General features: G+C 63.2%; 26 protein-coding genes, 1 tRNA gene and 1 pseudogene. 10 read left to right on the top strand and 18 right to left on the bottom strand.

Going from position 1 to position 22,867, the window contains the following annotated elements; translation table 11 throughout:
* The first annotated feature begins 29 nt into the window (after positions 1 to 29).
* Positions 30 to 515: a carboxymuconolactone decarboxylase family protein gene (locus tag I6F24_RS08460; protein WP_036022957.1), complete on the top strand. Its 486-nt coding sequence runs from the start codon at positions 30 to 32 to the stop codon at positions 513 to 515.
* A 21-nt stretch (positions 516 to 536) separates the two neighbouring features.
* Complete coding sequence (locus tag I6F24_RS08455; RefSeq protein WP_036022958.1) at positions 537 to 1,040, top strand: cupin domain-containing protein; 504 nt, start codon at positions 537 to 539, stop codon at positions 1,038 to 1,040.
* 29 nt (positions 1,041 to 1,069) lie between these two features.
* On the opposite strand, the gene I6F24_RS08450 is transcribed toward I6F24_RS08455, so the two are convergent.
* The 3 genes from I6F24_RS08450 to efp all read right to left on the bottom strand — a co-directional run bounded on the left by I6F24_RS08450 (position 1,070) and on the right by efp (position 4,350).
* Entirely contained in the window at positions 1,070 to 2,056 is a 987-nt protein-coding gene (locus I6F24_RS08450; protein WP_035999800.1) for a DUF808 domain-containing protein, read from the bottom strand.
* A gap of 80 nt (positions 2,057 to 2,136) precedes the next feature.
* Entirely contained in the window at positions 2,137 to 3,738 is a 1,602-nt protein-coding gene (locus I6F24_RS08445) for a peptidase M23 (protein ID WP_035999796.1), read from the bottom strand.
* Between the two features lie 45 nt (positions 3,739 to 3,783).
* Positions 3,784 to 4,350 (bottom strand): elongation factor P, encoded by a 567-nt coding sequence (efp, locus tag I6F24_RS08440; protein WP_028136595.1) that lies wholly within the window; start codon positions 4,348 to 4,350, stop codon positions 3,784 to 3,786.
* Between the two features lie 162 nt (positions 4,351 to 4,512).
* Between efp and epmA the strand changes: the two genes are divergently transcribed.
* The 3 genes from epmA (at position 4,513) to I6F24_RS08425 (ending at position 6,979) form a co-directional block, all read left to right on the top strand.
* A complete protein-coding gene (epmA, locus tag I6F24_RS08435; RefSeq protein ID WP_225149577.1) occupies positions 4,513 to 5,565 on the top strand; it encodes an EF-P lysine aminoacylase EpmA in 1,053 nt (350 codons plus the stop codon).
* Positions 5,562 to 6,656, top strand: a complete 1,095-nt coding sequence (locus I6F24_RS08430; protein ID WP_036022960.1) for a lysine-2,3-aminomutase-like protein — start codon at positions 5,562 to 5,564, stop codon at positions 6,654 to 6,656. Before epmA ends, I6F24_RS08430 begins: the two co-directional genes overlap by 4 nt.
* 68 nt (positions 6,657 to 6,724) lie before the next feature.
* Entirely contained in the window at positions 6,725 to 6,979 is a 255-nt protein-coding gene (locus I6F24_RS08425) for a hypothetical protein (protein WP_035999808.1), read from the top strand.
* A 62-nt stretch (positions 6,980 to 7,041) separates the two neighbouring features.
* On the opposite strand, the gene I6F24_RS08420 is transcribed toward I6F24_RS08425, so the two are convergent.
* The 6 genes from I6F24_RS08420 to I6F24_RS08395 form a co-directional block, all read right to left on the bottom strand.
* Positions 7,042 to 8,127 (bottom strand): 3-deoxy-7-phosphoheptulonate synthase, encoded by a 1,086-nt coding sequence (locus I6F24_RS08420; RefSeq protein ID WP_036022961.1) that lies wholly within the window; start codon positions 8,125 to 8,127, stop codon positions 7,042 to 7,044.
* Positions 8,128 to 8,362: 235 nt separating this feature from the next.
* Positions 8,363 to 8,941 carry an HdeD family acid-resistance protein gene (locus I6F24_RS08415; RefSeq protein ID WP_109143872.1) on the bottom strand — a complete coding sequence of 193 codons (579 nt, stop codon included), beginning with the start codon at positions 8,939 to 8,941 and terminating at the stop codon, positions 8,363 to 8,365.
* A gap of 70 nt (positions 8,942 to 9,011) precedes the next feature.
* Complete coding sequence (locus I6F24_RS08410) at positions 9,012 to 10,052, bottom strand: PrsW family glutamic-type intramembrane protease (RefSeq protein WP_035999770.1); 1,041 nt, start codon at positions 10,050 to 10,052, stop codon at positions 9,012 to 9,014.
* 295 nt (positions 10,053 to 10,347) lie between these two features.
* Positions 10,348 to 10,590: a hypothetical protein gene (locus I6F24_RS08405; RefSeq protein ID WP_036022964.1), complete on the bottom strand. Its 243-nt coding sequence runs from the start codon at positions 10,588 to 10,590 to the stop codon at positions 10,348 to 10,350.
* A gap of 97 nt (positions 10,591 to 10,687) precedes the next feature.
* On the bottom strand, positions 10,688 to 11,314 hold the full coding sequence (locus I6F24_RS08400) for a pilus assembly protein PilZ (RefSeq protein WP_057029114.1): 627 nt from the start codon (positions 11,312 to 11,314) through the stop codon (positions 10,688 to 10,690).
* Between the two features lie 149 nt (positions 11,315 to 11,463).
* Positions 11,464 to 12,081 (bottom strand): hypothetical protein, encoded by a 618-nt coding sequence (locus I6F24_RS08395; RefSeq protein ID WP_225156221.1) that lies wholly within the window; start codon positions 12,079 to 12,081, stop codon positions 11,464 to 11,466.
* Between the two features lie 247 nt (positions 12,082 to 12,328).
* Here I6F24_RS08395 and I6F24_RS08390 point away from each other — a divergent pair, with 247 nt between their 5' ends.
* The gene (locus I6F24_RS08390; RefSeq protein WP_225149578.1) at positions 12,329 to 12,697 is read left to right on the top strand and encodes a hypothetical protein; all 369 of its coding nucleotides are present in this window, start codon (positions 12,329 to 12,331) and stop codon (positions 12,695 to 12,697) included.
* A 652-nt stretch (positions 12,698 to 13,349) separates the two neighbouring features.
* Here I6F24_RS08390 and I6F24_RS08385 read toward each other — a convergent pair.
* Positions 13,350 to 13,424: transfer RNA gene (locus I6F24_RS08385), tRNA-Glu, on the bottom strand.
* 225 nt (positions 13,425 to 13,649) lie between these two features.
* On the opposite strand from I6F24_RS08385, the gene I6F24_RS08380 reads away from it, so the two are divergent.
* Genes I6F24_RS08380 through I6F24_RS08370 form a run of 3 tightly spaced genes read left to right on the top strand, consistent with a single transcriptional unit; the run spans position 13,650 to position 14,374 of the window.
* Positions 13,650 to 13,904: a PilZ domain-containing protein gene (locus I6F24_RS08380; protein WP_212473128.1), complete on the top strand. Its 255-nt coding sequence runs from the start codon at positions 13,650 to 13,652 to the stop codon at positions 13,902 to 13,904.
* 48 nt (positions 13,905 to 13,952) lie between these two features.
* Positions 13,953 to 14,201, top strand: coding sequence for a hypothetical protein (locus I6F24_RS08375; RefSeq protein WP_225149746.1), 249 nt, complete (start codon positions 13,953 to 13,955; stop codon positions 14,199 to 14,201).
* Positions 14,202 to 14,206: 5 nt separating this feature from the next.
* Positions 14,207 to 14,374: a hypothetical protein gene (locus I6F24_RS08370; RefSeq protein ID WP_225149579.1), complete on the top strand. Its 168-nt coding sequence runs from the start codon at positions 14,207 to 14,209 to the stop codon at positions 14,372 to 14,374.
* A gap of 127 nt (positions 14,375 to 14,501) precedes the next feature.
* Here I6F24_RS08370 and I6F24_RS08365 read toward each other — a convergent pair whose 3' ends face one another.
* Complete coding sequence (locus I6F24_RS08365) at positions 14,502 to 15,140, bottom strand: glutathione S-transferase (protein ID WP_225149580.1); 639 nt, start codon at positions 15,138 to 15,140, stop codon at positions 14,502 to 14,504.
* 376 nt (positions 15,141 to 15,516) lie between these two features.
* Positions 15,517 to 15,969: a VOC family protein gene (locus I6F24_RS08360; RefSeq protein ID WP_025036157.1), complete on the bottom strand. Its 453-nt coding sequence runs from the start codon at positions 15,967 to 15,969 to the stop codon at positions 15,517 to 15,519.
* Between the two features lie 173 nt (positions 15,970 to 16,142).
* On the opposite strand from I6F24_RS08360, the gene I6F24_RS08355 reads away from it, so the two are divergent.
* Positions 16,143 to 16,415, top strand: coding sequence for a hypothetical protein (locus I6F24_RS08355; RefSeq protein WP_225149581.1), 273 nt, complete (start codon positions 16,143 to 16,145; stop codon positions 16,413 to 16,415).
* A gap of 1,867 nt (positions 16,416 to 18,282) precedes the next feature.
* On the opposite strand, the gene I6F24_RS08350 is transcribed toward I6F24_RS08355, so the two are convergent.
* From I6F24_RS08350 to I6F24_RS08330, 6 genes and pseudogenes are all read right to left on the bottom strand, one after another.
* Complete coding sequence (locus I6F24_RS08350; protein ID WP_225149582.1) at positions 18,283 to 19,194, bottom strand: DUF4238 domain-containing protein; 912 nt, start codon at positions 19,192 to 19,194, stop codon at positions 18,283 to 18,285.
* A 252-nt stretch (positions 19,195 to 19,446) separates the two neighbouring features.
* Complete coding sequence (locus tag I6F24_RS37580; protein WP_346656906.1) at positions 19,447 to 20,214, bottom strand: tannase/feruloyl esterase family alpha/beta hydrolase; 768 nt, start codon at positions 20,212 to 20,214, stop codon at positions 19,447 to 19,449.
* A complete protein-coding gene (locus I6F24_RS37750) occupies positions 20,102 to 21,043 on the bottom strand; it encodes a tannase/feruloyl esterase family alpha/beta hydrolase (RefSeq protein WP_346656903.1) in 942 nt (313 codons plus the stop codon). Before I6F24_RS37750 ends, I6F24_RS37580 begins: the two co-directional genes overlap by 113 nt.
* A 279-nt stretch (positions 21,044 to 21,322) precedes the next feature.
* Positions 21,323 to 21,982 (bottom strand): oxidoreductase, encoded by a 660-nt coding sequence (locus tag I6F24_RS08340; protein ID WP_225149583.1) that lies wholly within the window; start codon positions 21,980 to 21,982, stop codon positions 21,323 to 21,325.
* 202 nt (positions 21,983 to 22,184) lie between these two features.
* Positions 22,185 to 22,471 (bottom strand): annotated as a pseudogene (locus tag I6F24_RS08335) (type II toxin-antitoxin system RelE/ParE family toxin).
* Complete coding sequence (locus tag I6F24_RS08330; RefSeq protein ID WP_225113584.1) at positions 22,468 to 22,776, bottom strand: type II toxin-antitoxin system RelB/DinJ family antitoxin; 309 nt, start codon at positions 22,774 to 22,776, stop codon at positions 22,468 to 22,470. The pseudogene I6F24_RS08335 and the gene I6F24_RS08330 overlap by 4 nt, the downstream one beginning before the upstream one ends.
* Positions 22,777 to 22,867 lie beyond the last annotated feature (91 nt).

Raw genomic sequence — 22,867 nt, 5'->3', positions numbered from 1 at the left:
GCTCTTATAATATGCCGAGGTGAATGGCAATGTCACACGCCCGCAGCGAATATGAAGATTTCAAGCAGATCGCGCCCGATGCGTTTGATCTGGTGCTGGCGCTGGGCCAGCTTGCGGCCAAGGCCGGCCTCGACAAGCAGCTGCTCGAGCTGGTCAAGCTGCGCGCCTCGCAGATCAACGGCTGCGCGTTCTGCGTGCAACACCACGTCGTGCTGTCGGAACGGATCGGCGTTCCCCTCGACAAGCTTCATCTGCTCGCGGTCTGGCGCGAGGCGCCGATCTTTTCGCCGCGCGAGCGGGCCGCGCTCGCCTGGGCCGAGGCGCTGACCTGTCTGCCTGACGGGGTCAGCGAGGAGGTTTACGCCGAGGCGTCCCGCGAATTCTCCGAGACTGAACTGACGTATCTGACCTCGGCGGTCGCCTCGATCAACGTCTGGAACCGTTTTGGTGCGGCGTTTCGCTGGACGCCTGCAAAGCGGCCGGTCGCAGCGGCCGCCGCTGCAGCTTCGTCCTGACGGAGAGAGGGGAGGATCACGATGACAGTCATGAGCCTTTCGGCCCTGCAGTACCCGTTGCCGTCACGTTCGACAGCGTTCGCCGTCATCGCAGGATTAGTCTGCGCGCTGGCAATCGGCAAAGCTCTGCCGGTGACGATCGACAGCGTGTCCAGCGCCCTCGCGCCGCTCTGCGCGACGGCGGCGGAAGGCTCGCCGCTCGACAAGGTTGAGCCGATCGGCTCCTACGCGCTTCCGAACGTGCCCGGCAAACGCGTTACCATCGTGCGCGTGTCCTACGGTCCGGGCGGGTTTTCGCGGCCGCATCGTCACTCCGGCTCCGTCACCGCCTACATCACCAAGGGCGAGATCCGCTCGCAGCTCGGTGGCGGCCCGGTCGAGACGTTCGGTGTCGGCCAGTCCTTCTTCGAACCGCCGGGCTCGACGCATCTGGTCTCGGCCAATGCCAGCATGACCGAGCCGGCGGAACTGATCGCGGTGTTCGTGGCGGATGAGGGCGCGCAACTGACGACGTTCCTGGAATAGGCTGCGCGCGTCATCCGCAATGGCTGTGCTCAGGCCGATCGCGATCGCCTCAACCGCTTCCAAGCCGGCGCGAGTCCGTATTGGACGACCGGAATGGCGACTGCGCCGACGAGCAGTCCAAGCGCACCCGAGATGGCTGCTTCGACCGACCATTCGACGATGCCGGCAACGGATGGAAGGAGATGTGCGGCAGCCTCGGTTATGGCATGGACCGTGTGGCCGATCGCGGGTGGGCCGTACTTCTCGATGCCGTGCAGGATGATGCCACCGCCGACCCAGATCATGGCGGCGGTGCCGATCGTGCTCAGCACCGCCAGGAAAACGGGCATGCCGCGGACGAGCGCGCGCCCAAGCAATCGGATCGCGCCGCCGGCGAGCGAGGCGCCGTCGAACCGCGCGAGGGCGATGCCGGCATCGTCCGCTTTCACGATCAGGGCCACCACGCCATAGACACCAACGGTGATGAAGAGGCCGACCAGCGCCAGCACCAGCGCCTGCGTCCAGATGCTGCCCGCCGGGAGGGCCGCCAGCGTGATCGCCATGATCTCCGCCGACAGGATGAAATCCGTCTTGATGGCGCCAGCGACCTTCTCGTCCTCGACCGACTGGGCATTCAACGCAATCGGCTCGAGCTGAGCTTCGTGCTGGTGCGCATGATGCGGCATCACGGCTTCGAGCACCTTTTCGGCGCCTTCATAGCAGAGAAAGGCGCCGCCCAGCATCAGCAGCGGCGTGACCGCAGCGGGAAGGAAATAGCCGAGCAGCAGGGCAATCGGCAGCAAGATCAGCAGTTTGTTGCGTAGCGATCCGACCGCGATCTTGCCGACGATCGGCAGCTCGCGTTTCGAAGCGAAACCGATGACGTAGTTCGGCGTGACCGCCGCATCGTCGATGACCACGCCAGCGGCCTTTGTGCCTGCCTTGGCTGCCTGGCTAGCGACATCGTCGAGCGAGGCTGCAGCCACCTTTGCGATCCCCGCGATATCGTCGAGAAGACCGATCAGTCCGACACTCATCAACCCATCCTTCTTCGTTCGAGCGGGGGAGTGCGCGACCAGATGCGTCCTGCCCGCTCCAGCAACGAACCAGCACGCTGTCAGTTCTCCTCGCCGCCCGCTCCCTCGCGCAGGTCAGGCTTGAGCACGTCTTCCGGCAGCGCATGGGCCACCGGCTGCGCCGTGACCGCGATCTCCGGGCCGATCTCGCGGCCGCGCGCGCGGATCAGCCGTTCATAGGCCGAGACCAGCGTCGCGTAGGGGCTGACCCAGATCCAGCCATCGCGGGTGAACACCTGGACGTCGAAATGCAGGTGCATCGAGGTGCCGGCGGGACGGTCGAGGTAGTTCGAGATCACGCCGATCTTCTCGCCTTCGGTGACGATGCGGCCGTTGATGACGCCATCGGCGTTCATCGCATGCGGATTCATGTGCATGTAGCGGAAACGGATGTGCTCGGTGCGGCTATTGACCTGTAGCGTTGCGGCCTGGTCCTTGGCGCCACGGATAACGATCGCGTCACGCACGGCGACGACGCCGCGCCGCTTGGAATCGCAGGGCTCGCGGGCTTCGCCGGGTGGCGGGCAGTCGGCGGCGCGGATGTCCTCGCCCTGGTGGCCGTAACCTCCGCCGCATTGCCACACCTCGAAACTACGCGACTCGCAGAAATTGTCGCGCCAGGGATAAGCGGTCGGGCCTTCGCTCTTGTCGCGCTTGCCGAAGGATTGGGAGCGCACGAAGGCGGGCGCCTTCTCCAAGGGAAAGCGGATCTGGGCATAGGCCATGGCGTCGGGATGACCGCCCTGCTTGCGGTAGCCGGTGTTCGGAATGATGTCGCCGCTCGGCCGGTAGCTGAAATCCGGTGAACGCACCGCGGGGCGGTCGATAATGTTGGAGGCAACGTCCGCCAGGGGCCGCATGCGCTGGCCCCCTGCGACGCGCAGCGCCTTCAGGAAGCGCTCGGCGACCGGATAGGCCTCCTTGCAGGCGAGCCGCCGTGGCCTCGCGACACTGTCGAGGCACTGGATCGAGACCACATAGGTGGCGCCGAAGCGGGTGAAGGCGTAGCGCACATAGCCTTCCCGGATGAACCTACGCAGATCCGGGTAGGTTGCGGCGAGCGGCTTGACTGGCTCGCCCTTGCCCCCGGCCGGATCGGCGATGTCGTAGATCAGCGCCGAGCCCGTGATCTGCACCTCGACGGGCTTTGCGTACACCCGGCTTGGCATGCCGTCACCGGCGCCGGGCTCGAGCGAGAAGGTCGCGCTGTAGCCGGCAGGACCGGCATCGAACATGTCGACGGGATTGAAGTCGGCCTGGTAGCGCGACAGCGCGAGCGTCGCCGGCGCGCCGCTGCGCTGCGCGTCGAGATACGCGGCGGCGTCGAACGGCAGCAGCACGGGGACGGGACTTCGGGTAATGCCGGTGAAGAAGCGCGAGGAGACCGCGTTGAGCTGCACCAGTGCCGGCATCGCGCGCGGATCGTAGCGCGGTACCGAACGGCGCGGTGCGAAGATGAAGTCGCCCGCAATCTGGGGACGGCTGTTGATCTCGCTGCGAAGCTGGTCGAGCGCCGCGCGCCACTCGATGCGCAGGGCCGTCAGCGAGGGGCTGCGGAATTCATCCGCAGCGATCGGTGCAGCAACGAGGAGCGACGGCAACGCCAGGAGAAGCGAGACGAAGCGGAGACTGTTCCTGCCCACTGCTTCGCCCCCCGGCGGTACCTGTTCCGATCCTCGATGGCTCGTTTAGTCCTTAGCACGCTCGGAGTAGGAGCCGTCTTCGGTCATCACCACAATGCGCGTGCCGACCGAGATGTGCGGCGGCACGGTGGTGCGCACGCCGTTGGACAGCACCGCCGGCTTGTAGGAGGAGGAGGCGGTCTGGCCCTTGGTCACCGGCTCGGTCTCCACCACTTCCAGCGTCACGCGCTGCGGCAGTGCGATCGACACCGGATTGGTGTCATGCATCGACAGTTTGACGGTCATGTCCGGCTGAAGATACGCGGCCGCGTCGCCGACGACGTCCTTGGAAACCTGAACCTGGTCGTAGGTCTCGGGGTTCATGAAGTGGTAGCCATCGCCATCTTCGTAAAGGAAGGTGTAGTTGCGCTCTTCGATGGTGGCCTTTTCGACCTGGTCGGTGGTCTTGTAGCGTTCCGAGATCTTTACCCCGTCCGAGATTCGGCGCATTTCGATCTGGCTGACCGGGGTTCCCTTGCCGGGATGGATGTTCTCGGCGCTCACGACGACATAGAGCTTGCCGTCTTGCTCGATCACGTTGCCCTTGCGAATAGAACTGGCGATGACTCTCAAAGCTGTATTTCCTGCTTGCTTGGCCCGGCACCAGCCAGGACGTGGTCGAATTGCTGGGGGACTTGGGGCCTCAAACCGGACCTCGGCACCCGTTTTGGGCCGCAACATACTGATTTTGCCGTTGGATGCCAGCATTTTGCTGCCGGCCGGGGCGGTCGGTTGATGGCTGGGGACAAGCCGATGTCGCCGTCCTGGTCGCCCGCGCGCCACCTCGACCGACGGCCGTTCCTCCAGGCCAGGGCCGCCGTGACCGGAGCTTTGCGGGGTTTTTTCGCCGAACAGGGGTTTGTGGAGGTCGAAACCTCCGTTCTCCAGGTCTCTCCGGGCAACGAGACCCATCTGCACGCCCCCAGGACCGAGATCATGCGGCCCGACGGCAGCCGGGCCAGCCGATACCTGCGCACCTCGCCCGAGTTCGCCTGCAAGAAACTGCTGGCGGCGGGCGAGACGCGGATTTTCGAGTTCGCACGGGTGTTCCGGGACCGCGAGCGCGGCGACCTGCATCTGCCCGAGTTCACCATGCTGGAATGGTACCGGGCGGGAGCGCCCTATGATGCCATCATGGCCGATTGCGTCGTCGTGATCGCCCGGGCGGCGCAGGCGACCGGGATTGGGACCTTCTCCTTCCGCGGCCGAACCGCCGATCCCTTCGCCGAGCCGGAGCTCCTGACGGTCGAGGGCGCCTTCGCGCAGTTCGCCGGCGTCGACCTGTTGTCGACAATCTCGGGCGGCGAGGGTAACCGTGCGGCGCTCGCCGAGGCGGCAGCCGGGAAGGTCCGTGTCGCCGAGGATGACACCTGGTCCGACATCTTCAGCAAGGTGCTGGTCGAACACGTCGAGCCACATCTGGGGCAGGGGCGTTTGACCATCCTGTTCGAATACCCATCTCCAGAGGCGGCGCTGGCGCGGGTGAAGACGGACGATCCGAGGGTCGCCGAACGTTTCGAGGTCTATGCCTGCGGCGTCGAGCTCGCCAACGGCTTTGGAGAGCTGACCGATGCCGGGGAGCAGCGCAAACGCTTCACGGAATCCATGACGGAGAAGCAGCGCCGCTACGGCGAAGCCTATCCGCTCGACGAGGATTTTCTGGCGGCGGTCGCCGCAATGCCGGAGGCGAGCGGTGTCGCGCTCGGCTTCGACCGGCTGGTGATGCTGGCGAGCGGCGCCACACGAATTGATCAGGTGGTGTGGACACCGCCTGCGGATGAGAGATGACAAAGACGAACCTTGCACGCACTCTGCGCGACCCTGCCGAGCTGGTAGCCGAGGGCCTGGTCCCCGCATCGGCGCTGCCGGCGCTCGAACGCGTCGCCGCGCGCTATGCTGTGGCGATCACGCCGGATCTGGTCGGGCTGATCGACGCGACGGATCCCGACGATCCCATCGCGCGGCAGTTCGTTCCTGTTTCGGCCGAGCTCGAGGCGCAGCCGGGCGAGAATGCCGATCCGATCGGCGATCACCCGCATTCGCCGGTGGCGGGAATCGTGCACCGCTATCCCGACCGGGTGTTGTTCAAGCTCGTGCACGTCTGCGCGGTCTATTGCCGCTTCTGCTTCCGCCGCGAGATGGTCGGGCCCGGCAAGGAGAATGCGCTGTCGGAGAGCGCCTATCGCACCGCGATCGACTACATCCGGTCGCATGACGAGATCTGGGAAGTGATCCTGACCGGCGGCGATCCTCTGATGCTGTCGCCCCGGCGGATGAGCGAGATCATGGCCGATCTTGCGGCCATCGATCACGTCAAGATCATCCGTCTCCACACCCGTGTCCCGGCGGCCGAACCCGCGCGCGTCAGCGCGGAGATGGTTGCAGCCCTGAAGGTTGCGGGCGCGGCCACCTGGGTCGCGGTACACGCCAATCACGCGCGCGAACTGACGAGGGCCGCGCGCGATGCCTGCGCGCGGCTCGTCGATGCTGGAATTCCCCTGGTGAGCCAGTCCGTGCTTTTGCGCGGCGTCAATGACGACATCGCCGCTCTCTCGGATTTAATGCGAGCTTTCGTCGAATGCCGGATCAAGCCCTATTATCTGCACCACGGCGATCTCGCCCCGGGAACGGCGCATCTGCGCACGACGTTGGCAGAGGGGCAGGCCTTGATGCGGCAGTTGCGCGGGCGGGTGTCGGGCCTGTGTCAGCCGGACTATGTCATCGACATTCCCGGCGGTGCCGGCAAGTCGCCGGTGGGTCCGAATTACGTGTCGGCGGTGAAAAATACCGCAAACGAGACAAGTGAAGCGGAATCAGAAACGCGCTATCGTATCGTCGACTATTGCGGCGACGTTCATCTCTATCCGCCCGAGGCATGAGTGGCGATGGCATCGACGCTGACTTGAGTGCTGGGCTTGGACGCTGATTTGAGAATGGAGAAATGGACATGACGAAGATCATGCTGGCAGTATCGCTCGTGGTCTTGCTTGGCGGCGCGGCTGTTGCGCAGACCGGCGGCTCCAAGGGATCGACCTCAAGCGGCGCATCGTCCGGGTCGGTGTTGCCGGCGCCGGTCGGTCATCGCCAGCCGCGTGCCAGCGATGTGCCTAGCGAGAAGAATCTGAGCGATCCCAACGATCCGCTCAGCAAGGAAAACCAGGCGCTCGACAAGAAGATCAAGAGCATCTGCCGCGGCTGCTGAGGCTTTCACCTCTCCCCGTCGGGGAGAGGTGAGGAATGAGCCATCCCAAGCTCGGCCATCCGTCAGGCTGATCGCTCGTGCAGTCCGGCGCGCCGGATGTTGCGGCCGATTTCGACCGCGTCGGCGAGCTGCTCGAGCGTCTTCGACGTCGTTGCCCAGTCAATGCAACCGTCCGTGATGCTCTGCCCATAAGTGAGCGGCTTGCCCGGTACGACATCCTGCCGGCCGGCGACGAGGTTGCTCTCGATCATCACGCCCATGATGCGGCTCTCGCCGCCCGAGATCTGACGGGCGATATCGGCCATCACCAGCGGCTGGTTCTCCGGCTTCTTGCTCGAATTGGCATGGCTGGCATCGACCATCACCAGCGGGGCAACGCCGGATTTGGTCAATTCGTTGCAGGCCGACGCAACGCTTGCCGCGTCGTAGTTCGGTTCAGCTCCGCCGCGCAGGATGATGTGGCAGTCCTCGTTACCGGCGGTCGAGGCGATCGCCGAGCGGCCGAGCTTTGTGACGGCCATGAAATGATGGGGATGCGAGGCTGATTTCACCGCATCGGCCGCGATCCGCACATTGCCGTCGGTGCCGTTCTTGAAGCCGACCGGGCAGGACAGGCCCGAAGCCAGCTCGCGATGGATCTGGCTCTCGGTCGTGCGCGCGCCGATCGCGGCCCAGGAGACGAGGTCGGCGATGTATTGCGGCGTGGTCATGTCGAGGAACTCGGTGCCGGCGGGCAGGCCGAGATTGTTCACCGCCGCGAGCACGTTGCGCGCGAGCCGCAGCCCCTTGTTGATGTCGAAGCTGCCGTCGAGGTCGGGATCGTTGATGAGGCCCTTCCACCCGACCGTGGTGCGGGGCTTCTCAAAATAGACCCGCATCACGAGCTCGAGCTGATCGGCGAGATCCTCGCGAAGCTTTGCTAGCCGCTCGGCATAGTCGAGCGCCGCCTTGGGATCATGCACCGAGCAGGGGCCGACGACGACCAGAAGGCGGTCGTCCTGATTGCTCAGGATGGCATGGATGGCGTTGCGCGCGGCCATCACCACACGCGTCGCGGTGAGCGTGCGCGGGACTTCCCGCATCACCTCTTCCGGCGTGCTCAGCTCTTTCAGTTCGCGGATACGAAGATCGTCGGTCGTGCTCAGCACGGCGGGCTCCTGTCTGTTTTAGAACCTGCCGGCCAACAAAAAAGCCGCCAGGGTCTGGCGGCTGTTCGGACGTTTGCTGCAATGTTTCAGATTGAGCGCGATCCTCCCGCCGCCAGCGAGCTGTCGTAGCTAAAGTACCAAAAATAGCTGGTGGCGACGGTGATCATGGAAGGCCATATAGCGTGCCGCTGGCGCCTTGTCACCCCCCAATCAGAATGTGGAGCGACGAGGCGCCTCAGGTGTTGCCATTGCGTGCCGCCAGCGCCATGCCGATCAGGGTGGCGCCGCCGAACAGCAGGTTGATGCCGACGAGGACGCCAATGGCCCACTCCGCCGAGCTCGGCAGTCCCGTGATCACCATGAACGAGATCGCGATGTCGACGAGGCCCGAGATCAGCAGCCACGACCAGCGGCCGCTGAGCTCACGGCGGTGCTCTAGCGCGTACATGATGGTGGCGACGCCCTCGGCGAGGAAATAGGCGCCGAGCACGATGGTCAGCGTCAGCACGGCCTGCATCGGCCGGGCCAGCAGCAGCAGGCCGGTGAGCACAGCGAGCGCAGCCGAGATCAGCGACCACCAGAAGCCCGGCGTGCTGCGCGCCCAATAGGTCGCGATCAGTCCGCCGATGCCGCCGATCAGGAACATCCAGCCGAGGAAGATCGCAGTCGCAAGGCTGGCGAGCGGCGGCAGGACGAGCGCGGCAATGCCGAGGACGACAAGCAGGATCCCTTCGAACAGAAAAGCCTTCCAGTGCGCCTTGACCGTCTGGTTCATCTCGGATTGGAGGCGGGCAAATTCCTCGGGCGATGTCATCGTCTGGCTCCGGAACGAGAGGATTGCGTCCCAATTTAGTGGGCCTGTCGCGCGTTCGCCATGCGTTGGATCAAGTGCCGCCGGGCGCCGACGAAAAGCCTTCCGCGTTGGTGCGAATGCGGTTGCGGCCGAGAATGTAGATCGCCGATGTGACAATCAGAAGCGCAAGGCCGAGCAGGATCGAGACGAAACCGATCGGAATCAGCGCCAGCGTCAGGTTGCGCTCGGGGTTGATCAGCCAGTGATGGATCGAGGTCAGGACAAAGGCGAGCCCGACGAACCCGATGCCGCCGCCGGCGAGCAGCAGCGCCCACATCCGGCGCAACTGGCTGAGCCGCTCGCGCGCGACATCGGTTCGCGGCGCGTGGTGGCGCGCGACGCGCCGGACCAGGCGGATGGCGAAGGCGATCGAGCCGAAGCCGATCAACAGGCTCGCAGCGCCCAACCACATGCGGAGTGTCGGATCGAGATCGGGCATGCGCTGGAGCGTCAGCAGCGGGAAGTCGAAGGCCGTATGAAGCGCGAGCGGGCCACCGAAGATCAGCAGCCGGCTGGAGAGACGGGCCCAATCGCGATGGTGGCGGTTTGCGCCAAGCGCCGTGCCCGCGCGCGCGATGGTCAGGTAGGCGCCGGCGATGATGCCGAGCGCGCCGTGGAACGGCACGGTCAGGACGCTGCGCAGCGCGGCAAGCGAGCGCCACATGTCGGCGTGCTGGACCAGGTAGGCGAGATTCTCGTAGGCGGCGAAGCCGAGGCCGACCGCGGCGCCGTAGACCACGGTGTCCATCGGATTGGCAAAGGTGCGTCGCTTGGTCGAGGAGACCAGCACGATGGCGAGCACCTTGACGGCTTCCTCGGGCAGCGCGACGCCGAAGATCGAATGCATCGCCAGCGCCGCCCAGGGATCGTCGGGGGCGGCGATCATCTTGGCGAAGGGGGCGCGGGCGAGGCCCAGGAGCGAAATGCTCGCCGCCCCTAACAGGAATGCGGTCCAGACCTGGGCCGGCGGCCCCGGGCGTTCCTCGGCAGCGATGACGAGCCAGAGCAACAGCAGCGCCGGGGCGATAGCGGCAGTTCCAACGACGGTGGGGAGCGCTTCGATCAGGTACATTGGCGCCGAAAATAGGTTCCCTTGATCCGCTTATCTACGTTCTCCGATGCGACCATGTGTCATGCACCGGCTGTCGGCTCCCTGAACGCGCGCGACTGCTGCCGTTCATCCGGGCTCATTGTGGGGAGTAGAATACGAGCGCAATCAATCGCATGATGGCAGAAGCTCGCCAGTCACCGCAACGATTGCCCGGTGCGCTGCGGATCGAGATTTGCAAGCGAGCTCAAGGAAATGCGCGGGATTCCTCGATTCCTGGCGCATCTGCGCAGCGTGCCGGCTGCTGGCCTTAGTCTAGTCAGTGCGTCGTGATCGCGGGCGGCGCGTCGGGTGCGACGTCGAAGGCGCCGAGATGGAATTCCTCGCCGGCGGACTCATGTGACCCGGAACGCTGCGCCAGCAGCGTGAACGCGGCGCGCGGGTATCGTTTCCAGATTTCGAGATCGCCGGCGGTGATGGTGAGCCAACCGAACGTGTACATGTAGCGTCCGGGCTCGGTGACCCGGCCGACCCTGTCCCAGGTGATCTTGTCGACTGCCATTCGGTCCCCCGATCGCAAGTCTGCAAAATGACGTCCGGCCCGAGGCACAGACCTGCAAAAGCTGATCCGGCATTGGGGCCGCTATAGGGCGGCGAATTCAGGCCGACTTCAGCAAGGGCGCGCGGACGATCAGGCGGACGAGGTCGTCCCGGTCCAGCTTTTCGGCGAATTTGACCGCAAAGCCGTGCTCGAACTTGCGGATCACCCGCCCGACACAGGCGCCGACCGCAAGCGGGGTTCCGACCACCGGATCATACTCGGAGGACACCGCGACGCCGGCCGTCGAGACGTCGATGATGAAGCACGGATGGCAGCTGCCGTCCGCGAGGGTCAGCACGGTGTGCGAGACTTGCGGAACGAAACGCGCGTCACGCCGCAGCTCCCGAACGCTGGCATCCTTCTGCTTCTTCTCGAGCCATGTCAGCTTTTCCGACATCCAGGCGCGCCGCGCCCGCGTCATCTCGAGCTCCATCAGGAAGCCCGCCTTCAGCGTCGCGCTGATGGTGCCCTGGAATTCGCCGAAATCCTCGAAGTAGGAGGTCAAGCGCTCGCCGACCTTGCCGACCACGGGCACATCCACGATCATCCGGAACGGCGAGACGCGCTTGGTGCGGCAGGCGAAGCTGCGGAGCTTGCCCTCGCAATCGTACCAGCGGGGCAGCGAGTAGCTGCCGCTGACCGTAACATCCACTGCTCGCTGCCTCAGGAAGTCTGCGACGGACATGAGCGCTGACCGGGGGGTCGGGTGATTGCCGTAGTTCCACGGTAGCGAGCAAATTCTAAGCAAATGATACTGCTGCCTAATAGCTGGGGTGAATTTTCGGTAAATGGCGCGGGTCGGCAGAGCAGCGGGAAGCGCGGCATAAGCGACGGCTAGCGAGGTCCGAACAGCACCAGGATAGCCAATGCGGCAAAGGCGAACTGGATCATCGTCCATATCAGTCCGTTCGGACGGATCTCCCATCGCAGGCGCGGCAATGCGCGCCGCAGCGCGAGCCCGGTCAATGCTTCGACGAGGGCGAGCAGAATGGCAATGCCGGCCAGGGAAGACCATGATTGGGTCGGAGGCAGCCAAGACGCGAGCCAGGCGGGAACCGAGGCTTTCAGGGGGCCGAGCAACGCGAACCATCCGAACCAGAATACAAAGCGCTTGACGAGGTCTTGGCCGATCATTTCGGGCTCGAGGCGGATACCGATGCTTGCCAGCGCGCTTTCGATGCGCTCGCCATCGGTCAGGAAGAGAAAGGCACCGAGGTAGAGCGGAACGCGCGAATGGAAGAGCAGGGCGATGACACCGAACAGCACGATGTAGCCGAAGGCATCGCCGAGAATGTCAGCGACGGCCTGGCCTGACCGCTCCGGCGAGGGCGGCGTCAACGCCGCTTGGCGCTCCGGCAGTGATTGGAGGTGGGCCATGTGCGCCAGCATCTTGGCGCGCCGGTCCGGCGCATGCTGGCGCGGGTGGCGCAGCCATGTGGGAAGCGCCGGCATCTGCGATGCGTCTGCAATGTCGGCTTTGAGCTGCGGCATGGGCCTCGACCGGTTACGACCTGACATTGGTCGGAGACGGGGCGAGGAGGTTCACGCTGCCGCGGCGGCTTTGCGCCTATGGCGCTCCCTAGCGGAATCGAACCGCCCTCTCCACCGTGAAAGAGATGAGAATAGGTCCATGGCCGTCCACCTTCGTAAAAATAGACATCGACAAGGCACAAACGAAGCTCAGGAAGGTCCGCGGGCAGTGGCAAAGGAGAAGCCCATCACCCGCGCGGGCATCACGCGGCGCCGCAACGCCGCCAAGCGTCGGCGGCTACGCTTCCGGACACCGTTGGGGCGGCTCGACGCCGACGGCGCGTCGTCAGCGCAGAACAACAACCGGCGCCTGTTGTGGCTCGCGATCGAATGGGGATTGGAGCGAGCTCCGAAGGTCGGTCCCGCGCCCAGCGCCGAGCTGTGCGACTACTGCCGGAAGCACGGGATCAACGTCGACTGGATGCTCGACGGCGATCTAAAGGGCTTCAAGAGGACGATCGACGAACGCCGAGGGCACCAGAGGGATGAGCGAGCCCTTTGGCGAGGTATGCCCAGCTCACGCCTGAGCACCAGCTGATCGTGACGGCCGAGATCAACCGCATCCTGGCGGAGCGCACTAATGAAGCGCCATTGAGCAGGGCCCGCCGGTTCACGCTGGCGGGCCGTTCGTTTCGGGCATTTCCGCGTGGAACAACCGGCCATTTGCAATGGAACCGGAATTAACATATGATATTTTTATTACAGTTTAGATTATTACAGTTCAGAGTTGTGTTCGTTGAAGCAGATTGCACCCCAGGGGCTCTGTCGGCGCCCCGCTCTCGTCACGCCTGAAATGGTTGCGCTCGCGATCCTCGGGGGTCTGGCCCTGCTTGCTGTGCTTTGGGGGTGGTCGAGCCCACGAGTTGAAACGCCCCAGCACGTGGTCACAAAGCCCAATCCTCCTGATTGCTACTCAATCGGCAACAGGGTAGCCGCTGGCTGCTTCGAAAAAAAATAAATGAGCGATGCCGGCGGCTTGCCTCGCGGCGACCGCAGGTTGCACAGGAGGCGCGACCGGCCGCGGCTGATGACGCACCGCCCCGGGCTCAGGCGGTAAGCACGATGGCCCGCCGGTTCACGCTCGCGAAGCGGGGCGGCGATCGAGCCCCACGTCCATGGGTGTTCGCACGGGTTTATTGGCCACACGTTGGACACGGCGGCAGAGTGGATCTTTGAGTGATTGATTTTGCTGGCGCTCCCTAGCGGAATCGAACCGCTCTCTCCACCGTGAAAGGGTGGCGTCCTAACCGATAGACGAAGGGAGCAAACGCAGGGCCCTGCCGATTGTCCCGGCACGGCCGCTGGCCGGCCGAACAGGGCCCGGCGGCTTGCAGCGGGCGAACGTATAGTGGCCTTTGCGCTCCCGGGCAAGCCGTTCGGGAACGGTCTTTCGGGCCCGGTGGATAGCCCCGGGGTGCGGGATCATTCGGAGGCGATTTCAACGGTTTGTTAGCGTTCCCTGCGTAGCGCTGGACGGGGAGATTTTGCCGATGCCACCGCCGAAGAAGCGCGCAGCCCGCAAGCTGCTGTCGCAGCATGCCTGGATCACGCTGGACGGCGGCTTTGCCGCGCGGCACTGCCTGGTCCAGGACATCTCGGATTCGGGCGCCAAGATCACCCTCGACGAGGACGCGAGCCAGCTTCCCGGCGTGATCCGGATGGCCTTTGCACGCGATGCGCGCACCGGGCGGAGCTGCCAGGTGGTCTGGCGCCGCGGCAAGTCGGCCGGCGTCAAGTTCCTCTAGCCGCGGCCGCCGATGGCGCGCGGGTCCGGTCCGGGCTACAAGGCGGCGATGCGCACGCAGCTCCTCATCCTGCTCTCCTTGCTGGCCACGTCCGCGACCGCGGCCGAGAGCCTGCGCCTGCCGCCTGCCGAGCCGCCGCAGGCGGGCAAGGCGCTGCCGCTACACGGCAGCACGGCCGGCAAGGTGCGGGCAGGCGCCTGCGCCGCCTATGGCCCGGGCTTCGTGATGGCGGAGGGCACCGGGACTTGCGTCAAGCTCGGCGGCTCGACCAGCGTCGACGCCGGCATCCGGCGCTGAAGACCATGTCCGCGGATCTGGTGCGGCTCGACATCATCGTCCCCGTGCTGATGTATTGCGCGCTGCTGTGGTGGGTCGGCCGCGGCCTCAGCTGGACCGCGCGGCTCGCCACGGCTGCCGTGACTCTGGTGCTGATCGTCGTCGTGCTGCTGGTCGAGCGCGGCTGGCGCTAAAGCCTGAAACAAAACCGCGAAAACAACCCCATGCACAGTAGCCGTCAAGCGCGGCCGTGACGCCGCGCAAGCGCGCCGGAACGCCGATTCCCCGCGCGTTCGCCGCAGCTTGACCCGCGCGAGGTGCTCACGACATCGGCGGTGCGACGAATTGCGCAAATCCCGGCCGCTTGCCGAGCTCGGCGAGCCAGCGGGTGAGGTGCGGCTGCGCCGGCCGGCTGATGCCCTCGACCCCGAGCCAACGCCGCGCATAGGATCCGACCGCGATGTCGGCGAGCGTGAACGCGTCGCCCTCGATGAAGCGGCGCGTGGCGAGCAGGCGGTCGGCGATGGCCCAGACCTCGGCGGCGGCATCGGCATCGCGCTGCACCTGGATCATGTCGCGCTCGGCGGGCGCGGTGCGCACGATGCCCCAGAACACCGGGCGGTCGACCGGCTGCACCGTCGACAGCGTCCAGTCGAGCCAGCGGTCGACCGAGGCGCGCTGTCTCGGCGCCTCGGGATAGATCGGCGTGCCGCGGCCATGCGCGAGGCACAGATAGCGCATGATCGAGTTGGACTCCCACAGCACGAAGTCGCCCTCGACCAGCGTCGGGATCCGCGCGTTGGGATTCATCGCCAGATAATCGGTCTCGCGAGTCTTGCCGTATTGCATGCCGGCATCGATGCGCTCGTAAGCCAGGCCAAGCTCGGTGCAGCACCACAGCACCTTCTGCACGTTGACCGAATTGGCGCGGCCCCAGATCGTCAGCTTGGTATCGGCCATGAAGCGTCTCCCGCGGCATTGTTCGGTGTCGTAGCCTGGATGGAGCGAAGCGCAATCCAGGGCTGACAGTCCCGGATTACGCTTGCGCTCCATCCGGGCTACAGATCCACCTTGCTGCGGGTGATAGCGGAATTCGGCGCGCGGAGCGATGCGCGATTGCATCGCGTCCGTCATGCAAAAAGCTCCGCACGCGGCGGAGCTTTCCTTGCAAAGTTCAAACTGACGCTCAGCGGCCGAAGAACAGCCACAACAGAATGATCACCGGGATCGGCACGCCAAGCATCCAAAGCAACAGCCCTCTCGCCATCGCATCCTCCTCCAATCGGTTTCGTGAAAGGAGAACGCCGGGCGAGGGGCCTTGTTCCGGCCGGCGCCGTTACCAATGGCCGGTGTTGGGCATCGACGCCCACGGCTCCTGCGGCGGCTTCGGATCGCCCTTCTGCAGCAGCTCGATCGAGTGCAGGTCCGGCGAGCGGACGAAGGCCATGTTGCCGTCGCGCGGCGGACGGTTGATGGTGACGCCCGCCTTCATCAGCTTCTCGCAGGTGGCGTAGATGTCGTCGACCTCATAGGCGAGATGGCCGAAGAAGCGGTCCTCGCCATACTTCTCCTCGTCCCAATTCCAGGTGAGCTCGACCAGCGGCGCCCCGCGCGTCGGCGGCTGCTTCTTCAGGGCCTCGAGATCGTCCGCCGAGCACAGGAACACCAGCGTGAACCGCCCCTTGTCGTTCTCGATCCGCCGCACCTCCTTCAAGCCGAAAGCATCAACATAGAACTTCAGCGCGACATCGAGATTGCGCACGCGCAGCATGGTGTGGAGGTATCGCATGGGTTTTATCCTTCTTAGAACGTTGCAAGAATTTCCGCTCGTTTCGGCACGACGGGGCAACAAATAGCAGCAAATTCCAGCAGGGTGCAGGGGTTTGCGCGACAATTGCGCGCCACCCTGTGCCCCTTTGCGTTCTCGATTGCGTGAGTGCTTCCTCATCTTAGGAGGACGCTATGCAAATCGATTCCATGACCATCGAACTACTCGCCGAACTGCGCGACCAAGTGAATGCACGACTTTCCCAAAGGGGGGCAGACCGACAGCGCGGGCTTTCCAGCCAGGCAGAACGCCTCGGTGCTCTCATTGCAAGCCAATGCCTCTTAGATCGACTCCTGCGAAGCCGAAAAGGTGAGAACACAGGGTCAGGCAGGGGCAGCAAGCCTGCTTGGGTGAACCAGCATCTCGCGCTCGGCGGCACGCTCGCTGAATTAGAAGTTCGTCCGTAAAAATTCGGTGGCGCTTTCGTCTGGATCGAATGGACTTACGTTTTACTCACGAGTTTAGCCCAGCGATCGGCTTGAAGGACTCAGTGAGGCAGCGGGTGGGCCAGTAAGCCTGAGAATTCCCCCTTCGGGGGCAAAGCTTACATTCTCCCGCTGTCGTTGCGCCGTTAAGTTGTATACAGCAACATCAATCGCCCATCGGGGAGGCAGCAATGGAAAAGTCCAAGGTATCGCAAGCGAAGTGGTCTGATTGGATTACAAACGAAAAGAAGCGGGGCACTCTAAGCTTCCTGGGAGCTGGCATCGTTGCGATTATCGGAGGGCTTTGGGGGGCGTTTCAGTACTTTGACAAGCCAGACGTTAAGATCGAGGTCTCGTACAAACTTTGTGTCGCCGAATTTGCATCAAGGTGCCCGCAGGGAGCGGTGTTCGTTCAACACCGGCCGGGTGAAGCATACGCTGATCAGATTGCAGGTTGGGTGAGAAAGGAATGTTCCCGTTACTCACGGAAAAGCATTAATCAACATCCAGTCGTCCCTTTTTGTGGTTGCGCTGTTGCAGACGTAAAGTGCAGTTCTCTGTAGCATTTGGCTCGCTGCATAAAATTGATCCCCTTGCTTGAGGTTTACATTTTTATGGCTCATGCTGTGTTCAAGGGCATGGCGCCGCGGCGGCCGGACTGGCTCGAGCGAGTGTTAGAGCGGCTCAAAGGCTGTGGATAAGTTCCCGCACCACCCCCGATAAGTCCTTGATTCCGCTCACTGTAAACGAGACGTTTAATCGGTAAATCGTGGGGACTGCCTCTCGATCCCTTGAATCTCCCGGCAAATCAGCGGACAAACCTAAATCCCCCAGCGGCTCTCAAGAATCATCAATGGAGAGCCATGCCATGTCCGACCATAAATTCGAGATCAGCTTCTGGGGTATCAAGATCAGCGCGCAAGGTCTGGCCGGCATCGGTGCCGCCGTCTTCGTTGTGTGCCTTCTGCTGTATCGGTACTGAAAAAAATCTTGGCCAGCGGCCTTCCGGAGCATCTCGTGCACCGAATAGATGACTGACGGCGGTAAAGATTCCTGCAAATGACACTGGAATTCGCCTGCCAGATCAAACACTAATCCACATAGCGAGCGACGGCGCATAAAACGCATGTGCGGTGTTGCAGTCTAACTATTTGAAATCGCTACATCACCACTTTAACTGTGCCAGCCTTTTTGCGCGGATTTGGCGGGATGTGCCTAAGTAGAAAAGTCCCCCTGAACGATTCGCTCTTCAATTTTTCAAATGGAGAGCTGCGTAATGTCGGACAAACTTCTGGTCAATCTTTGGGGGGCGAGCATCAGCGCTGACGGTGTCTGGGCGATCGGGGCTGCTGTTCTGATCGTTGTGGTCATCGCCATGGCGAGGCGAGTTTGATTAGGAGATGAGCCACGGCGCCCCCATGAAAGCAGACGGGGCTTTTGCACGCGCCATCCACCGTTTCGTGTTTTGGGTGGAGGGCTAAGCGGCGATTTGCAGAAGACTCTTGCCAACGCTGCAAATCAGAGCGCAATAGATTATCTCCTCAGAAAGAAAATGATTCGGGTCTCACGATCTCAATGGAGACCTGCGTCATGTCCGATCATCAGCTACGCTTCAAAGGCCCTTTCTTCGAATTCGATGCGAAGGGCTGGATGGCGCTCCTCGCTGCCATCGTCATTGTATGCGTTGTTCTATGGCTGGCACGATAGCTCCACGCGGCCTGGCTTACGGTGACAGCGCACTAAAGTCCTACAGTGCGCGGCGGCCAACACTGTCGATTTAGTGCACTGTCACCGAAAGATATGTCGGCCGGAAGATGTAGGCGCCGTTTCCAAAGACGACGACTGACCATCATGCCTCGCCGCGGGCCTGCTGGAGTGCTAGCTGTCGCGCGCGGTCGGAAATAACTTGTCTGTCGGGCAAAGTACTGATGTGCTTTCGGACAAAGCGGACGGCGCTGTCGTCGAGAGCCCATACGTATTGGCGGGCCTGAGACACAACCTGCTTGTTAATCTGCAAGACGATCTGTGTGTGATCTCCTCGGGCCAGTGCCTGCAAAGCGGAGGGGTTCTCAGCGGCCGTAAAGGCGATATGGGGTGAGATGGGCAGAACAACCGCAACAGAAGTGTTCTGGAAATGCATGGGAAGGCACTGCGGCCGGTCGGAGGTTAGCAGGGCATGACGCGATCTCGATAGGTGCAGGCGCCCCCATGACATCCGTGCTAGCCGGTTCGCGATGCCTTCAAGGTTCATCAATTGTTGGAGAAAGTTCGAAGCGGCAATAGCGCCAGCATTTGGGTCAGTCTGCGCATCGAATTCCTCAAGGGTGGGCGGGAAGTCGGGCGGCCTAAGTTCGTCATGGTTTTCACGAAGCCTTTGAACGCTCTCCCTATAAAGCGAGAGTACCTGGCCTGTGATCTCTGCGACCGCTTCAGGATTTCGGAAAAGCAACGAGAGCAAGAACCTGATCCAGGCATCCCGATCCGTTACTGGGACGTCCATATTCCCGCCAATGAAGCTTCGCATGGCCTTCGCGGCACCAGAGTCTACCATGTGCATGAACACGCGTTCGAAGTGCTGGGTAAATTCCGGCGCGACACCCTCGACCTTATACAAGTCCTTCTTCCAGCCGGTGCCGTCGGGAGATTTCGAGTGCAAGACGATCTTCCCCCGGATATTCCGCATCTCGCACAGAAAGCCGTTCGTCGCCCATTGCCGTAGATAAAACGCCGGGATGTAGTGATGTCTGCTCGGATCACTCATGTCCAACAGAAAGCCCTTGAGGGGCCTTGTTGGGCGCCGAGGGGTTGGGGGAGGAGGCGCCGAACCTAGGTATAATCACAAACCTTCGCCTTCCAAGCAATCTACCTCGACGCAGGCAACGCGGCCCGAGGAGGCTGCGCGCCTGGCAGCGTCAGCCGAAGGGTGGATGATGTTGTTGATGATAGCGAAGTGCGCCGGAAGCTGGAAATCCAGCGGTGTGCCAGTGCACTCAATTCGCGCTGTCGATCTTCCCTACTTGCACTCAAAACTCGCCGCGCTCTCGGGATCGCCTTGGCCCTTGTACCGCGCATGTTGCGGATAGGCGCAAAGCGGCCGACTGCGGCTGGGAAAGGCTGGTCCCGTCGCGACCACCGCATCGGGCGCCTTGCCGTCTTCCACCCAGTCCACGACGGCGCTGAGGAGATCGAAACGATCGAGCGCTGCGCCGCTCGAGCAGTGACCCATGCCGGGCACCAGGAAGGCCCGGCTCGATTTCTCCCGCACCAATTCCATGCCGCCGGAATCCGCCGCCATGCGCTCGTAGTAATTCACGGTGTCGAACGCCGAGAACCAGGGATCGCTCACACCGTGGTAAAACAGAATCTTGCCGCCACGGCCGAAGTAGCTCGAAAGGTTGGTCCAGTAGGCGGTGTTGGTGAGGCGATCCATCCCGCTCGCGTTGACCCGGTCTTCGAGTTGATCGACGTTGATGCTTTCCCAGACAGGCGGTCCGACCGGACTGCGCGCGCCGGTGGACAGGATGCCGGGAATGGAAACGCCTTCGGCTGCCACGCCGCTGTCCCACGGGAACGGCGGGTAGACCTGCGTGCCGCGTGAATTCTTCGGTCCGGCAAAAGCTTTCTTCAAGGCATCGACCTGCGGCGGCGCCAGGCAAGAATCCGTCTTGTCATCCGTCTTGTCGCCCTTGCAGCTGAGGACCGCGGGATCGAATTGACAGGCCTTGCCGTCGAAGATCAGGCCATCCTTGGCGCCGTCCTTGGCGTCGCAGGCATCGAGGATCGCGTTCGTGATCAGCTTTCGCTCGCCTGCGGAAAACGTCTTGGCGGGCTCCGGCTTGGCCGGACGGATCTTTCGGCGCGATCTGGCTGAAGGCAGCGTTGGCCCAGGCGAGACCGATATTGGAATTGCCGGTGCGCATCGCAGGCGCGCCGGCGACGATGCCGTCGAATTGTTCGGGATAGCGCGCCGACGCCAGCATGCCTTCGCGGCCTCCGGTCGAGCACCCCGTGAAATAGGAACGCTTTGCGGGCTGGCCATAGTAATGCGCGACGATCGCCTTGGCGGCGATCGTCACCTTGCCGACGGATGCATGGGCGAAGTTGAGTGCGGCTTCCTGGTCCTTCAGGAACGAGGCATCGAACACCGCGCCCTGATGACCGCTATCGGTCGAGACCACGGCAAAGCCGCGCGCCAACGCCGGCACCTCGCCGGCCGCGTGGTAACCCAGCGGCGGCCGGATCGAGCCGTTCAAACCGCCGCCGCCCTGAAACAAGAACCGGCCGTTCCAGCGATCGGGCAGGGCAACGGCAAAGCCGATCGCGAACGACTTGCCCTCGACGCCGACGCGCTGATCGATCACGCCATCCGCGCGGCAGTTCGGCGGCAGCGCCACCGATATTGTGGCCGGCGCCGGCGGCGACGGCTGCACGGTCCCCGGCGGCGCCTCCGGCACTACTTCGGCCTTGGTGATTGTTGCCGTCGAACTCGGCATCTTCCAGCCGGTCAGGTCAGCGCATTTGAGCGCGGGCGGTATGTTGGCCGAATTGTCGGCGCTTGCCGGCGAGATCGCAACGACCATGATGGCCGCGACTAGACCTAGGCCAGCCATCGCATCATCAAGCGCCACATTTCTTTTTCGCCGCATCGTTCCTCCCTGCCGTTTTTTAGATTTTACTGCGGTGCACGCAGCTCACCCTGGCCCCGGACGATCTGGTGCACCGATACTGCAACTATCTTGTGTTATTCGGGAGGTGCAGTCCAGCGGCGCAAGCTTTCAACCGCTCTCGCCCTTCGCCCTTTCCGATGAAGTCGAACGAATAGGACGGCGGATGTTACGCCGCCTGCAGACATCGGTGCAGCAAGGGCTCAACCCATCTTACGCACTGCATCACGTTCGAAGCAGTGCCGCCATCTCCTTCCAATGATAGATACGCACCTTCTCGGTTTGATGCCGCGCGGCTTTGGCGATGACGTGCGCGATGTTGTTGCCGGCGAGCCCGCGATAGCGGTCGGCCGGGCCAACGAGCAGCGGATTGAGCACGCCCCATATCGCGGCGATGAGGCGTTCACGCGGGCGATCCTCGTCGCGCGCGCCGAGGATCATTGAGGGGCGGAAAATATGCGTGTGCTCGAAATCGAGCGAGAGAATGTCCCGTTCAACTTCGCCCTTGGTCCTGAGATAGAACACGCTGGAAGCGGCGTTGGCGCCAACGGCTGTGACCAGAAACACCGACCGCGCGCCATTCGCCCTGGCAATCTCGGCTGCCAACACCGGATAATCATGATCGATCTTGTAGTACTCGGCCTCGTCAGGCGTGTGCTTGCGCGTCGTCCCCAGCGCGATGAAGATCTCGTCCGCAACCAATTGGGATTTAAGTGCGGGCAGGGAAGCGAGATCGCCGATCAGCACCGTGAGCTTCGCATCGCTCACCGCCAGCGGCTTGCGGGCCACCGCCACAACCCGCGAATAGTCCGGACTGTCCAAGAGATCGCGCAGCAAATGCGAGCCGATGAAGCCGGATGCGCCGAAGACAAGTGCGGTTTTCATTCAAGCCACCGGTTTGCGTTGAGAGACCAATGCAAGTTGATGAATGCAGATCAGGAGGCCCAAGGCAACTTGGATTAGCTCGTGGGATGGGTAGAGCACTTGCGAAACCCATCATGTTTCGTAACGAGGCGCTCGATGGGTTTCGCTCCATCCTACGCGCTGTCAGTTCATGGAGCCCTGACAGCTTTCCGCAGCCTCAATCTTAGGGAAGCTCATCGGGCCACTTCTGGGCGCCGTGCAGGACGCGCAATATCCGGATCGAGCTTTCCGTTACGGTATAGGCCGCGACGTAGGGAGTGCCGACAATGACGAGCTCGCGTGTGCCGGCGACACGGCCAGGCGCCCACTTTCGGGAAACTCGACAAGTCGATGCGCAGCGGCAGCGATCCTCTCGTCGAGCGCTATGGCTGCCCGAGGATTTTCAGCGACGATGTGGGTGAAGATGCCGTCGCGGTCCGACAGCGCGAACGCGGACCAGACGAGCTTCACGACTTTGGTTCATCCGCCCTGCGCCGAGCCGCCGCCCGCCGCTTTGCGAAATGCGCTTCAGCCTGTTCGTCGGAGGTATCGGGCCGGGTATCGTTCAGCGCCTCCAGAACCTTCGCGCGAAACCAGGCGTCATGAGCCTTGCCGTTCGTGAGGAGCTCGAGCGGTAGCGCGCCCTCATTGGCAGTCCGGGTGAGCAGGATGCGGACCGCGTCCGACACCGTTAGCCCCATCTCCTCAAGGACGGCCGAGGCGCGATCACGGACTTCGGCGTCGATGCGGGTCTGAACAAGGGCATTTGCGGCCATGTTACTTTCTTTACTTTCTCCGAAGCGATACGTCCAAGGTAATTCAATTGAATGACGAGTGCAAGGCGCCCGCGGGAGCGCGGCGCGGTAA

Origin of the sequence: Bradyrhizobium sp. BRP23, assembly GCF_020194135.1 — a bacterium.
Lineage (GTDB): Bacteria > Pseudomonadota > Alphaproteobacteria > Rhizobiales > Xanthobacteraceae > Bradyrhizobium > Bradyrhizobium yuanmingense.
This window is presented reverse-complemented; position numbering and strand designations above follow the sequence as displayed.